The organism is Actinomadura rupiterrae (assembly GCF_024172125.1).
GTDB lineage: Bacteria > Actinomycetota > Actinomycetes > Streptosporangiales > Streptosporangiaceae > Spirillospora > Spirillospora rupiterrae.
Map to the genome: position 1 here is coordinate 180,617 of NZ_JAMZEA010000008.1, position 13,716 is coordinate 194,332.

10 protein-coding genes are annotated in these 13,716 nt (G+C 71.1%); 6 read left to right on the forward strand and 4 right to left on the reverse strand.

Annotated elements, in window-relative coordinates; translation table 11 throughout:
- Position 1 precedes the first annotated feature (1 nt).
- Positions 2–1,096, reverse strand: a complete 1,095-nt coding sequence (gene ssd / locus FHU30_RS28240) for a septum site-determining protein Ssd (protein ID WP_253879792.1) — start codon at positions 1,094–1,096, stop codon at positions 2–4.
- Between the two features lie 1,418 nt (positions 1,097–2,514).
- Positions 2,515–3,363: a Fic family protein gene (locus FHU30_RS28245; protein WP_372503968.1), complete on the reverse strand. Its 849-nt coding sequence runs from the start codon at positions 3,361–3,363 to the stop codon at positions 2,515–2,517.
- Positions 3,364–3,730: 367 nt separating this feature from the next.
- Between FHU30_RS28245 and acs the strand changes: the two genes are divergently transcribed.
- The 5 genes from acs (at position 3,731) to FHU30_RS28270 (ending at position 9,862) form a co-directional block, all read left to right on the forward strand.
- Complete coding sequence (acs, locus tag FHU30_RS28250) at positions 3,731–5,698, forward strand: acetate--CoA ligase (protein ID WP_253879793.1); 1,968 nt, start codon at positions 3,731–3,733, stop codon at positions 5,696–5,698.
- Between the two features lie 788 nt (positions 5,699–6,486).
- A complete protein-coding gene (gene nhaA / locus FHU30_RS28255) occupies positions 6,487–7,659 on the forward strand; it encodes a Na+/H+ antiporter NhaA (RefSeq protein ID WP_253879794.1) in 1,173 nt (390 codons plus the stop codon).
- A gap of 289 nt (positions 7,660–7,948) precedes the next feature.
- Positions 7,949–8,410 (forward strand): phage holin family protein, encoded by a 462-nt coding sequence (locus tag FHU30_RS28260; RefSeq protein ID WP_253879796.1) that lies wholly within the window; start codon positions 7,949–7,951, stop codon positions 8,408–8,410.
- 16 nt (positions 8,411–8,426) lie between these two features.
- Positions 8,427–9,350: an alpha/beta fold hydrolase gene (locus tag FHU30_RS28265; protein WP_253879798.1), complete on the forward strand. Its 924-nt coding sequence runs from the start codon at positions 8,427–8,429 to the stop codon at positions 9,348–9,350.
- A 197-nt stretch (positions 9,351–9,547) separates the two neighbouring features.
- Positions 9,548–9,862, forward strand: a complete 315-nt coding sequence (locus tag FHU30_RS28270; protein ID WP_308211412.1) for a DUF309 domain-containing protein — start codon at positions 9,548–9,550, stop codon at positions 9,860–9,862.
- A 437-nt stretch (positions 9,863–10,299) separates the two neighbouring features.
- Here the strand turns inward: FHU30_RS28270 and FHU30_RS28275 are convergent, their stop codons facing one another.
- Both FHU30_RS28275 and FHU30_RS28280 read right to left on the reverse strand, forming a co-directional pair.
- Positions 10,300–11,496, reverse strand: a complete 1,197-nt coding sequence (locus FHU30_RS28275; RefSeq protein WP_253879800.1) for a MarP family serine protease — start codon at positions 11,494–11,496, stop codon at positions 10,300–10,302.
- 324 nt (positions 11,497–11,820) lie between these two features.
- Positions 11,821–12,417: an NUDIX hydrolase gene (locus FHU30_RS28280; RefSeq protein ID WP_253880354.1), complete on the reverse strand. Its 597-nt coding sequence runs from the start codon at positions 12,415–12,417 to the stop codon at positions 11,821–11,823.
- Between the two features lie 338 nt (positions 12,418–12,755).
- Between FHU30_RS28280 and FHU30_RS28285 the strand changes: the two genes are divergently transcribed.
- The gene (locus FHU30_RS28285) at positions 12,756–13,331 is read left to right on the forward strand and encodes a TIGR03086 family metal-binding protein (RefSeq protein WP_253879801.1); all 576 of its coding nucleotides are present in this window, start codon (positions 12,756–12,758) and stop codon (positions 13,329–13,331) included.
- Positions 13,332–13,716 lie beyond the last annotated feature (385 nt).

Sequence of the window (13,716 nt, forward strand, 5' to 3'; positions counted from 1 at the left end):
GTCAGGCGGCCTTCGAAGCGCTCGCGGCGCTCGCGGGCTTCGCGGCTGGGGCCAGGGACTGGGCGTCGAGCAGGTGGTCGCAGAGGTCGCGGAGCGGGCCCCGGCGCGCCACGCGAGGCAGGCCGCCCTGCTCCAAGGCGGGCGGGACGCGGCGGTCGCGGTCGAGCGTGCCGATGCTCGGCAGCCCGAGATGCCTGGCCACCGCGTCCGGACGCAGGCCGCCCGGCGGCTGGCCACCGATGATGAGCCGCACGTCGGCCGTCTCGCGGCGCAGGAAGGACGCCAGGACGTCGGCGGCGACCGTGGCCCGGACCTCGGACGGGACGACCAGGTAGCACGTGTGCGCGGCGTGCAGCGCGACGCGGCCGATGTCGCCGAGGTAGCGGGGCACGTCGACGACGGTCAGGTCGAAGCCGCGCGCCGCCGAGTCGAGCAGCGAGCGGACGGCCTCGGGGGCGACCGCGATCGGCTCGCTCTTGCCCCAGGACAGGACGGACAGCTCGCCCAGGCTCGGCAGAGATTCGCGGAGCGTGGCGACGCTGATCCGCCCCTGCCGCTGCGCGAGGTCGGGCCAGCGGGCGCCCTCATGGCCCTCGATGCCGAGCAGCAGGTCGACGCCGCCGCCCAGCGGGTCACCGTCCACGAGCAGGGTGCGCAGCCCGTCGCGGGCGGACCGGTAGGCCAGGGAGGCGGCCAGGACGCTCGCACCCGCGCCGCCGCGCGAGCCGGTGACGCAGACGACCACGCCGCGCGCGTCGGCGGGCTCGGCCGCGGCGGCCATCGCATCGGTCAGCCAGGGCTCGTCGTCTGGTAAGACGGCGACGTCGCCCGCCCCGACACCGAGGGCGAGGCGGTACATGTCGGCGCCCTCGCCCGGGCGGGCGACCAGGACGACGCCCGAGCGCCGGTGCGGGCCGGCGGCGGCGAGGCCGTCCGCGACGTCCGCGCCCACCAGGACGAGCGGGGCCTGGTACCAGCCCGCCCGCGCGTCGCCCACCGAGCCCACCACCTCGGCGGGCGCGTCGGCGGCGGCGGCCAGGCGCAGCAGGTCGTCGGCGGTGGACGGGTCCTCGGTCACGATCAGCGCGGCGGTCATCGCGCTCTCCTCTCGCATCGGCGGAGTTCCACGATGCGCCGCCCGCCGCGTCCACCGGAAGCCGAGCCCCGTTCTGTGGATAACTTCCGCGCGGTCAGGCGAAACCACAGGTCAAGCCCGTGGTCGGGAGGAGTGGTTCGGTGAAGGCCCGGGTGGTCGCTCCGGGGGGTGGTAGCCACCACCCGGGCCGTTCACGTAAGGCGACCCCCGCCGGGGGGGAGAGCGGGGGTCGCCGAACGGTCCGGCTCCGGGGGGGTAGAGCCGGCCCGTTTTCCAAGAAAGTCTCAGTCGGATCGCACTAAGTGGTACACCAGTTTGATCTAGGGAGTAGCAATCTCGCCATCTCCAGTCTAGGCAGATACAACATATGCTGCCCGATCGTCGAGAGTTCCGTCGAGCGGGAAAGTCCCTCCGCGGGGACGAATTTTCTTGCCTGGTTGGGAAGACCGTACTCCCGCGCGCACGAGGGCTTCACTCGGCCCCTGCGGGCGCGGGCGCAGAGCCGGACAGTCCCCCACGAGTCCGCACGCATAGGCATGCGCGGCCACGAGCGGGTGCAATTAGAAACGATCACACTGAGTGATCGGAATCGGCGATCACGAAGGGGCGCGGACGGGCGCCGAAAATGGCGCGTTCCACGGTCTCCGGGGGCTCGGCGGCCGCACGGTTCCCTCCTCCGCTCCCCGCGCACCGCCCCCCGTTGGAACGTTTCCTTTACCGGCTCAGGCCTTGTCAACTGGACATACGAGGCGTAGACAGGTTCTACGGACCGAGTGTCCGTGCACGGCAGCCGGGCACCCACGCGCGACCAGCCGCGGGAGGCGCGTCGAGACGGGCTTGACCCGCTCCGACGAATATGAGGTGCACGCTTGGTAACCCGGTGTGACGTGACCAGGGCGGCGCCCCGCCAAGTGCGGGGTGCCGTTCCTTTGCGCCGGGCCCCCGGCAACGCTCGGTGACCGCACTTCAAGCCGCGCCCCGACCACCAGAGACCCGCCCGCGCGGACGTGCCTTGCGGACATGCCTTGCGGACGTGCCTTGCGGACGTGCCTAGGGGAGTGCACCGATCCGGGGCGAGTCTTCAGGGACGGCCCACACAGGACGTCCCGTCCAGGACACCCGTCAGGAACCTGTCACCCGACACGCCCCCGTACCGCCACGCGCCGCTGGGGACGCGCCGTATGCACGCTGGTCCGAGACAGGTTCGTAACCACGCGCCTGCCCGGGACGCGCTAAAGCTGCGAGCCCGCCCGAGACGAGCCCATAGGCACGCGCGGACATAGACCTACGGACGCGCCCGTTTGAGACGCGTCCGTAGGTGCGCGGCCGCAAGGGCGTGCCTGGCAGGACGCGCCGTGAGAGACGCATTCGCGGGAACGCGTGCGCACGAGGGGCCGGAGCGGGGGTGTTACGCGGGGTCAGCCGCGCATGTAGGCCTCGCAGATGGCCTGGGAGTCGCGGGCGGCGGCGACGGTGGCGTCGGCGCAGTGGCGGATCCAGCGGGCCATGCCTTCGGCGGTGCCGGACGCGTAGGCGCGCAGAGCGTCCGGGTAGTCCGCAGCGAGTTCCAGGTGCCCGACCTCGGGCGCGGTGAGAGATTTGGGGTCGAGGCCACGCGCGACGAACGTGAGCCGCTCGGCGGCCCGTGCGATCACGCCGTCCGCCACGCCGAACGGACGCAGCGTCAGCAGTTCGCCATGTACCAAAGCGGCGATGACCAGCGCCGGAGCCTTGCTCGGGCGCACGAGGAGGTCGCACAGCGCGTCCAGCCGCTGCGAGACTTCGGCAGCGGACGGCGCCGGCCCCAGCTCCAGCGGGTCGGAAACCGAAACTTCGTCCGAGCGCGGACGGCCCAGAACGTCCTCGTCCACCAGATCGGCGGCGGCCAGTACGTGCAGGCGCGCGAGGACCTGCCTAGGCGCCTTGCGCCAGGTCTCAGCCAGCGAGCCCAGTTCGGCGCTGACCCTTAGCGAGCCCTGGACGATCGGTGAGGCATGCCCCTCCACCGCGCCGCGCAGCTCGTCCAGCGTGACGGACGCGCCCTCCAGTACCGCGGACGCACGAGCCCCGCGCAATGCGGACTCCGTGGAGACTTCCGCGCTGCGTCGGCGCAGGATGCGGTGGCCCAGCAGGCGGTCCACCGCCTTGCGCGCGTCGGCTACGGCCTCGTCCACCCCGGGCAGGGCGGCGACACCGGCGAAGGCATCGGCTTCGGCCGCGCGCGCAGCATCGGCTTCGGCCACGCGCGCAGCATCGTGATCGGTCACGCGCCCGACTTTATGCGGTCTCCGGAACACGCCTTCCGGCCGCCTCCCGTCCGCCCGCGCGACACGCGGCCGACACCCCGAACAGGAAACTTTGTTTCAAGTAATCCCGATCACGCCGAAAGGGCATCCATGCAGGTCAGAAGGGCATAACCAGGATCACACCGAGTCGGCCGATCACGCGCGGATTCCCGGACCCCCGACCGGGTAAGGGCACGTGTGGCTGGCATCACATAGCATCCAACCCGAAGCCGGGGAGTACCTTTCGCCCCTTGTGCCCACGAAACCGGCAAGCCCTTGTCCGGACCGGACGTTCGCTGATGGAGTGGGCCGTGGAAGGCGCCCCCTCTTTGACCAGCGAGGAGTACGCGTGAGCGAGAGCCAAGAGACACTGTCGAACCTCCTTCAGGAGACGAGGCGCTTCCCCCCGCCGGCCGAGCTCGCGGAGTCCGCCAACGTCAAAGCCGACGCCTACGAGCGGGCCGACGCCGACCGCCTGGGCTTCTGGGCCGAGCAGGCGGACCGGCTCGCCTGGACCAAGCGCTGGGACGAGGTGCTCGACTGGAGCAACCCGCCCTTCGCCAAGTGGTTCGTGGGCGGCGAGCTGAACATCGCCTACAACTGCGTCGACCGCCATGTGGAGAACGGGCACGGCGACCGCGTCGCCTACCACTGGGAGGGCGAGCCGGGCGACACCCGAACCCTCACCTATGCCGACCTCCAGACGGAGGTGGCGAAGGCCGCGAACGCCCTGCTGGAGCTGGGCGTGCGCAAGGGCGACCGGGTCGCCATCTACATGCCGATGATTCCCGAGCTGCCGATCTCGATGCTCGCGTGCGCGCGCATCGGCGCGACCCACTCGGTCGTGTTCGGCGGGTTCAGCGCCGACGCCCTGCGCACCCGCATCGAGGACGCCGAGGCGAAGCTCGTCATCACGGCGGACGGCGGTTACCGGCGCGGCAAGCCGTCCGCGCTCAAGCCGACCGTGGACGAGGCCGTGCAGAGCACGCCGTCCATTGAGAAGGTCCTGGTCGTCCGGCGGACGGGCGAGCAGGTGGAGCAGCACGAGCGGGACGTTTGGTGGCACGACGTCGTCGACCGGCAGAGCGCCGAGCACAAGCCCGAACCCCTCGACTCCGAGCACCCGCTCTACATCCTCTACACGTCCGGTACGACGGGTAAGCCGAAGGGCATCCTGCACACGACCGGTGGCTACCTGACCCAGGTCGCCTATACGCACCACGCGGTTTTCGACCTGAAGCCGGAAACGGACGTGTACTGGTGCTCGGCCGACATCGGCTGGGTGACCGGGCACTCCTACATCGTGTACGGGCCGCTCGCCAACGGCGCGACGTCCGTCATGTACGAGGGCACCCCGGACACGCCGCACCGCGGCCGCTGGTGGGAGATCATCCAGAAGTACAAGGTGTCGATCTTCTACACCGCGCCCACCGCGATCCGGACGTTCATGAAGTGGGGCGACGACATCCCCGCGCAGTACGACCTGTCCTCGCTGCGCGTGATCGGGTCGGTCGGCGAGCCGATCAACCCCGAGGCGTACGTCTGGTACCGCGAGCACATCGGCGCGAGCCGCTGCCCGGTCGTGGACACCTGGTGGCAGACCGAGACCGGCGCGATCATGATCAGCCCGCTGCCCGGCGTCACCGCGGGCAAGCCGGGCGCGGCGATGCGCCCGCTGCCGGGCATCTCCGCGGACGTCGTGGACGACCAGGCGCGCCCGGTTCCGAACGGCGGCGGCGGGTTCCTCACGCTGCAGGAGCCGTGGCCGTCCATGCTCCGGACGATCTGGGGCGACGACGAGCGGTACGTAAAGACCTACTGGTCCCGGTTCGAGGGCCTGTACTTCGCCGGGGACGGCGCGAAGAAGGACGAGGACGGCGACATCTGGCTGCTCGGCCGGGTGGACGACGTGATGCTGGTGTCCGGCCACAACATCTCCACCACTGAGGTCGAGTCGGCGCTGGTCTCGCACCCGAAGGTCGCCGAGTCGGCGGTGGTCGGCGCGACCGACCCGGTCACCGGGCAGGCCATCGTCGCGTTCGTGATCCCGCGCGGCAGCGCCGGCGAGGACGTCGAGGGCGAGGACTTCCTCAAGGAGCTGCGCGAGCACGTCGCCCGCACCCTCGGCCCGATCGCCAAGCCGCGCCAGATCATGATCGTTCCGGAGCTGCCGAAGACCCGCTCCGGCAAGATCATGCGGCGCCTGCTGCGGGACGTCGCGGAGAACCGCAGCATCGGCGACGTCACCACCCTCGCCGACAGCACCGTGATGAACCTCATCGCCGAGAAGCTCCCCAGCGCCAAGTCCGAAGACTGACCGACACCGCGAACCCCGGCCAACACCCCGGAACCGCATCAGGCACATAGGCCAAGCCCTAGAAGCCTGGCCGCCTTCCGGGGCCTGGCCGGGGTTCGCGCATCTCCACCCCCGCGCAAGTCGGGCGCGCATGAGGCTCGCGCACGCTAGGCGCGGCTGCCTGAACGACCCGCGCACGCACGAGCCCACGCGCACGAGCCCCGCGCACACAAGCCCGAGCACACGAGCCCCGGACAGACGAGGCCCGGGCGCACGAGGCGCGGGCGCACGAGGAACGCATGCTTAAGGCGCGAGCGTTGGAGGCACGCACACCGAGGGGCGCGGGCAGCGCATGACACACCCCAGGCGCGGGCGCACGAGACGCCCGCACACCAGACCCGACCGCCTGGGCCCCAGACGCCTGGGGCCCGGACGCACGGGCCCGGATGCATGCCGTCTGGACGCATGCGGTCTGGACGTGAGGGGCGCGGGTGCTTGAAGCGCGGGCGCAGGAGGGCCGCCTAGGCGTCGGACGCGCGTGGGCGTGAGGCGGGTGCTCGGTGGAAGCCCTTGGGTGGCCGTTTCGCATGGTCAGGGGCGGGCACAAGGGACTTAGGTGACGATCATCCGGGTACGCTCGAGATCTGGTGTGCCGGGAAGTCTGGTCGGCGTTGGGGGCGGACCGGTCTCCGCGCGCACGAGGGGTCTGTCTCGTCCCCGAGACCATGGTTCGTCCGCCACTCGGGGGATCGATGACGCGCGTTCGAAGCAGCTGGCCTGTCCGGCCTACCGTCCGTTACGGCAAGAACGTGACGGACGCGCTGCGTACGGAGACCGTAGGCGGCGTCATCATGCTCCTGGCGACCGTCGCCGCGCTCATCTGGGCCAACACGCCTTGGTCGTCCTCGTACACGCGCATGCAGAAGTACGAGCTGAACCCCAGCTGGCTGGGCCTGGAGCACATGGATCTGGCGCATTGGGCGTCAGGTGGCTTGCTCGCCGTCTTCTTCTTCATAGCCGGGCTCGAACTTCGTGAAGAGCTGACACACGGCGAGCTGCGCAACCCAAGGGACGCCGCGCTGCCGGTCATCGCCGCTATAGCGGGCGTCGTCGTTCCCGCGCTCATCTTCGTCGCCTTTACCGCTGGCCATGGGGACGCGACGCGCGGATGGGCCGTCCCTACGGCGACCGATATTGCGTTCGCGCTGGCCGTCCTGGCCGTGACGTTCTCCGACTGCCCCGCGCCGTTGCGCGCGTTCCTGCTCACGCTCGCCGTCGTGGACGACCTGATCGCCATCACGATCATCGCGTTGTTCTACACCTCGAAGCTGTCGTACGGGCCGCTGCTGACCGCCGTCGTCCTCATCGCCGTGTACGGGTTCCTGCAGCTCAGAGGCGTCCGGACGCCGTGGTTGTACGTGCCGCTGGGCATCCTCGCCTGGTACTTCGCGCAGCGCAGCGGCATCCACGCGACGGTCGCCGGTGTCGCGCTCGGGATGCTGACGTCCCCGCGGGAGACGCCGGACGAGCGGCCGACGAACGCCGAGCGGGCCGACCATGTGTTGCGTCCCATATCGGCGGGTTTGTGCGTCCCGCTGTTCGCGTTCCTCAGCGCGGGTGTCGCGCTGGGCGGGGACGCGCTCGGCGCCGTCTTCAACGACCGCGTCGCGCTCGGCGTGATGGCCGGGCTGGTCCTGGGCAAGTTCGCGGGGGTCCTCGGCGGCGCGTGGACGGCCGTCCGGCTCGGCCTGGCCACGCTCGGCGCCGAGCTGCACTGGCGGGAGATCGCCGGGGTGGCCGCGCTGGCCGGTGTGGGCTTCACCGTTTCGCTGTTGATCGGCGGTTTGGCCTACCCCGACCCGGCACAATTCGAGAGAGTGACAACAGCGGTCCTGATCGCGAGCGTGCTCGCGTCGGTGGCCGCGTCCGCGGTCTTCCGGCACCGGGTGCGGCAGCGCGCCCGCGAGGCGGAGGCGAGCTGATGTCCGGAACCGGGCCGACGCCCATCCCCGGACAGATGCCCGGAACCGGGCCGACGCCCGGAACCAGGCCAAGGCCCGGCGCCTGGCTGAGGCCCGGGGCCGGGCTGAGGTCGGGTGCCGGGCTGAGGTCGGGTGCCGGGCTGAGGTTCGGAGCCGGGGCGAGGTCCGCGGGCGGAGGCGGCGGGACGGGCGGACGCCCCCTGCGGGCGGGCCGGGTGGTCCGGGCGGCGGACGAGCTGCCAGGCTGGGTTCGGCCCTGGTGACCGGGGCCCTGGAAGGAGAGAGCGCTATGTCGGAGGCACTGCCGGGCGGCCGCATGGAGGACAAGTCCCTCGGCGAGCTCGTCGCGATGGCGTCCAGCAACGTGTCCAGCCTGATCCGGGCCGAGATGGACCTGGCCAAGCTGGAGCTGAAGGACGACGCCAAGAAGGCCGCGCTGGGCAGCGTGATGTTCGCGATCGCCGGGCTGTGCGCCGGGCTCATCGTGATCCTGCTGTCGATCGCCGCCGCCTACGGGCTGGTCGCGGCCGGTATCTGGCACTGGGCCGCGTTCCTCATCGTCGCGGGCGTCTACGCGCTGCTCGCCGGCGCGCTGGTCGGCATCGGGTACCTGCGCATCCGCAAGATCGACGGGGCCAAGCGCACCCGCGCCGAGCTGCGCGCCGACTTCGACATGCTCCGGCACCGCGGCGACGCCGACGACGCGGTCGACGCGGTCGACGCCGCGGACACCCCGGCGCTGACGGACTGAGCGGGCGAGACACGCCATGGCCGCGCCGGACGCCTCGCTCGTCGAGATCGACGGCCCCTGGACGCACCGCTCGGTGAGCGCGGGCGGCACCCGCTTCCACGTAGCGGAGGCGGGCGAGGGGCCCCTCGTCCTGCTGCTGCACGGCTTCCCCGAGTTCTGGTGGGCCTGGCACCACCAGCTCGTGTCGCTCCCGGCCGCCGGGTTCCGCGCGGCGGCCGTGGACCTGCGCGGCTACGGCGCGAGCGACAAACCACCGCGCGGCTACGACCTGGTCACCCTCGCCGCGGACGCCGCGGGCCTCGTGCGCGCGCTCGGGGAGGCCAACGCGATCGTCGTCGGCCACGACTGGGGCGGACTACTCGCCTGGACGATGGCGGCCTACCACCCCAAGGTCGTCCAGAGGCTGGTAACGGTAGGGGCGCCGCACCCGCTGCGACTGCGCCAGTCCCTACGCAGCGACCCGCGCAAACAGCTATGGGCTACACGCCACACGCTCGGCTTCCAGGTTCCCGTATGGCCCGAGCGTCGTCTCGTCCAGAACGAGGGCGCACTTGTAGGCCGCTTGCTCCACGACTGGTCCGGCCCCGGCTGGCCGGACGAACGGACCGAGCGCCTCGTGCGCGACGCGATACGCATCCCCGGCGTGGCGCATTGCGCGCTTGAGTACCACCGTTGGCTCGTCCGCTCCCAACCGCGTCCGGACGGTATCCGCTACGCGCGACGCATGCGCGCGCCCATCCAGGTCCCCACGCTCCAACTGCACGGCGCGCTGGACCGCTGCACGCTTCCCTCCAGCGCCCAGGGTTCCGGACGGTACGTCGCCGCCCCCTACCGCTGGAAGCTCATCGAGGGCGCAGGCCACTTCCCCCACGAGGAACGTCCACGTGCCTTCGACGCGCAGCTCACCGGCTGGCTCAAAGACCCCGAACCCGAACACTGACCATGCCCGACCCCAACGCGCAGCCACGCGACCGCGACACACCAGGACAGGACCGCCGCTCCGAGGGACGCGATCGCGATCCGCAAGGACGGGCACGCAATGCGCGACCTCGCGACGCGTACGGACGCCCGCTCCCCCATGACGCGGAGGGTGTTCCTACGACACCCGACGATTTCATGCTGCCGCCGAACGAAGCGTTGGACGAGGCCCAGCGGCTACTCGACGCCGACCGTCCGTTCCACGCGCACGAGGTGCTGGAAGCGGTCTGGAAGGCGGCCCCCGAAAACGAGCGCGAACTGTGGCGCGGCCTAGCTCAGGTAGCCGTAGGCATCACACACCTGCGTAGGGGCAACCCACGCGGCGCGCACGCACTCCTGTCACGCGCCGCCGACCGCCTAGACGAGTACAGCGACAACACGCACGGCATCGACATCCCCCGCCTGACCCGCGACATCCGCACCCTCGCCGAAGACCGCCCCCTCAACACCCCCGTCCCCCTAAACCTGCGCTAACCGCCCCCACCCCCACAACCCGCGCCCCAAGCACTCGTCCCAATCCGCCGCGTTCGGCGCGGCTGCGAGCGTGAACGCGCTGCCGCCACGCTCGCCTCAGCCCCGGCGGCCCCACCTCATGCGCGCCCCGTTGCGCCCACGCTGACCGTGACGCCCGCCCCGCCCTGTGCTCGTGCCAACCGGCGCGTCCAGACTGCTATGCGCCCGCGCACCAGCCGCTCTGCGTCCGCGCGGTTCCGTGCGTCCAGGCTCAGATGTGCCCGCGCTTGGCGGCGCATCCACGGCAGTCTGCGCTTGCGACAATCCGGTACGGCCTCACATGGCAGCGTCCAGGAATGCTCGGCTTGCACGCTTGGCTGTGCGCGCGCTAATCAGGTGCATCTGCGCTCGGTGTGGTTGCGTGAGGTTGCTCGGCGGATCGCAAGCGCGCGGGTGCGCTAGTCGGCGCAGCCTTCGGTGGAGACGGGAAGCGTGGCGCCTTCGGCGGCGCGTGCGTCCGGCTCGACCTCGTTGGCGGTCAGGGCGTAGCCGGTCTGCGGGGAGTCGAGGGCGGCGGCGAAGATGACGCCGTAGACGCGGCCGTCGGTCGACAGCAGCGGGCCACCGGAGTTGCCCTGCTCGACGTCGCCGCGGATGGCGTAGATCTCGCGCGTGACCTGCGGCGAGTGGTAGATGTCCGGCGCCCTGGAGATCTGCCGGGCGCGGACCCGGGCGGCGAGGGCGGTGAACGGGCGGCTCTTGGGGTAGCCGGCGATGATGGCGTCGTCGCGCACGCGCGCGGGTCCGGCGAACTTCAACGGCGAAGCGGTCAACCCCGGGACATACAGCACCGCCACATCCCGCTGCGGGTCATACAGCACCACCTTGCCCGGACGGTGGGTGCCATCCAGCGAATCGATCCGGGACGAGCCGCGGGCGCCGGCGACCACGTGCGCGTTGGTCATCACCCGATCGGGCGCGAACACAAACCCCGTCCCCTCGATCCGGCGCTGGCAGTCCGGCGCGGTACTGGTGATCTTCACGATCGACTGCCGGGCCGCGCGCAGCGAGGCGGTGTTGAGGATCGCATCATTGGGCGGCGGGACCTTGGCCACCGACTCCCCGCCCAGCCCGTTGAACACCTGCGGGAACTCGCTGCTGGCCACAAACCCCCGGAAGGAGGAGAACCAGGTCTGCGCCTGCTGCGGCATCACATCATTGACCCCGCGGATGATCGACGACCCCTTCACCTGCGTCCGCACCGACTTGAACTCCGAATTGGCCACCAGCGACCCGAAGAACCACGCCACGATCAACAGCGACAGCACCGACACCACCCCACCACCCACCGCATCGGCGGTCCGGGCATTGCTGTCGGTCACCCGGTTACGCAGCACCGCCCCCAGCGACGACGCCAGCAACTGCCCCAGCGTCGCCGCCAAAAACGCGATCACGATCGCCAGCAGCGCCTGCTGCGCCGCACCACTGACCGTCGCCTCGGCGATCGGCGGGGCGATCAGCACACCCACCACACCCCCGCCGACAAACCCGACGAAGCTCAGCAGGCTCACGATGAAGCCCTGCCGGTACCCCGACACCGCAAACAGCAGAATCAGCACGAGCAGGATCAAATCCAGAAGGTGGTCGCCCAGCACCGCTTCACCGTATAGCGACTACGGGCCTGCGCACGTCCCCTCGCTGTACCAGTTTCACCGGACGTGTGTAGTCATCCGGGGCGATGTGCACGCGCGCACGAGGCGTCGCAGAGGCCCGTATGGCCCGCTTATCAGCGGTACACAAAGCACCTTCGGCTATCAAACGTGGCCGCATAAGGCGCCGCCCATAGCCCGGGGCAACGCCGCATGAGGCGCGTCCCACAGCCCTACGGCGACGCTGCGTGAGGCGTGGCCCGCGGGCGTCGGGCAACGCTGCGTGAGGCGCACCCTCAGCAACAGAGCAAAACCGCGTGGGGCGGGCGCTCAGCTACGGAGCGAGAGCGACAGGGCGTCCGGCGGAAGGTCCTCGACGTGACTTGGGTCCCACGGACGGTCCCAGCCGCCCGCCTGGAGGACGGCCGTCAGCAGCATGGCGGTGAATCCCCAGACCAGCATGCCGCGCACCCGGAACGCCGGGCCGAGCCGCAGTCCGGACGGGTGCCGGACGGTCAGCCGGTTCGCCGGGTCGGTCAGTTCCGCGATCGGGACACGCGCGACGGTCGCGACCTCGCCGGGATGTCCGGGCGCGATTTCGGACGGTTCGCGCCACCAGCCGATGACCGGCGTGACCCGGTGGTTGCTGTGCGACAGGTACAGCTCGGGAAGCGTGCCCAGGACGTCCACGCCCGAGGGCTCGACGCCGGTCTCCTCCTGGGCCTCGCGCAGCGCCGCGGCGATCGGGCCGCCGTCTTCGGGGTCGATGCGTCCGCCGGGGAACGCGGGCTGCCCGGCATGGTTGGACAGCGTCGCGGCGCGCTCGGTGAGCAGGATGTCCGGACCGTCAGGGCCCTCGCCGAAAAGGATCAGCACCGCCGCGTCCCGGCTGCCCTCACCGGGCCGCATGCCTTCGGGGACCGGCATCCGCGGGGCGTCGCGGAGGAATCGGTCCAGCCATGCGGGCGAAGCGGCGTCGGTCACAACATCTCCCAACCCGGCGGCGGGCCGGATGCTTCCCGCCGACCGGAAATCCGGCGGCCGGGCGCCCTGTGACGGAGCGCCCGAAACCACTCACGATCCCCTTTGCGGATGCCCTCAATCGCGCTTCGGCCCCCCTCGCACGCCCGGCCGCGCGACGCAGCCCGCGGGCCCGTCCAAACCGATACCTCGAACCACTGCCAAACAAGGAGATTTCGCGATAGAAACCCCGATGACCGGCCTTGATCGCTTCGGCCGGAGAGCTGATGCGGCAGGAGCATGACATGACCAACTGGCCGATTCTGGAGCAGTCCCACGAGGCGCTGCGCACCGCGGCGGCCGCCGTCGCCGACTGGGACGCCCCGACGCCCTGCGCGGACTGGAGCGCCGCCCAAGTGCTCCAGCACGCGGCGGGCGACCAGATCGCGTTCGCGGCCTTCCTCACCGGCGGCCCCGGACCGTCCTTCGACCCGTTCGCGCCGACCGGCGTGCTCGACGGGACCCCCGCTGACCTGCTCGAACCCGCTCTGGCCAGCGCGGCCGAGGCCTGGGCGGGCGTCGCGACCAGCTCCGAACAGGTCCACGTGCCCGTCCCGCCGAACGACATGCCCGCCGGGCTCGGCGTCGGCGCCTGCGCCCTCGACGCGGCCGTCCACGCCTGGGACATCGCGAGGTCCGCCGGCGCACCCTCGCCCCTGTCCACCACGCTCGCCCGCGACCTGTTGCCCGTGGCCCAGCAGATCGTCGAGCCGCTGCGCACCTACGGCGCCTACGCCGCCGTCCTCCCCGCCACGTCCGGCGACGACGAGGTAGCCGCCCTCATGCGCTACCTCGGCCGCGACCCCCACTGGAAGTCCTGACCCACACAACTGCCGAGTCACCACCCCCTGCAGATGCACAAGAGCATCTGCAGGGCCTAAGTCCCTCCGACAGAAGCGCAAAGCCCGTTCCCCCGCACAGGACGCTCGTCGGCAAGCACAGAGAGCATCCAACGGCAAGCAAAGCCCCCCACAAGCGCCACCACGCCTCGCGCGCGCACGCAGGCGCCGTACGCGCATCCAGGCACCATGCACGCATCCAGGCACCGTGGGCGCACGCAGCCGCCGTGTGGGTGCACGCGGGTCGTGGGCGCACGCAGGACCCCCAGCGGTCCGTGGTGGCCCGTGGACGCATGTAGGCGCCGAATCATCCGTGAGCGTACGAAAACGCTGAAGAGCGGCCGTGGACGCACCTAAAGCATGGCGA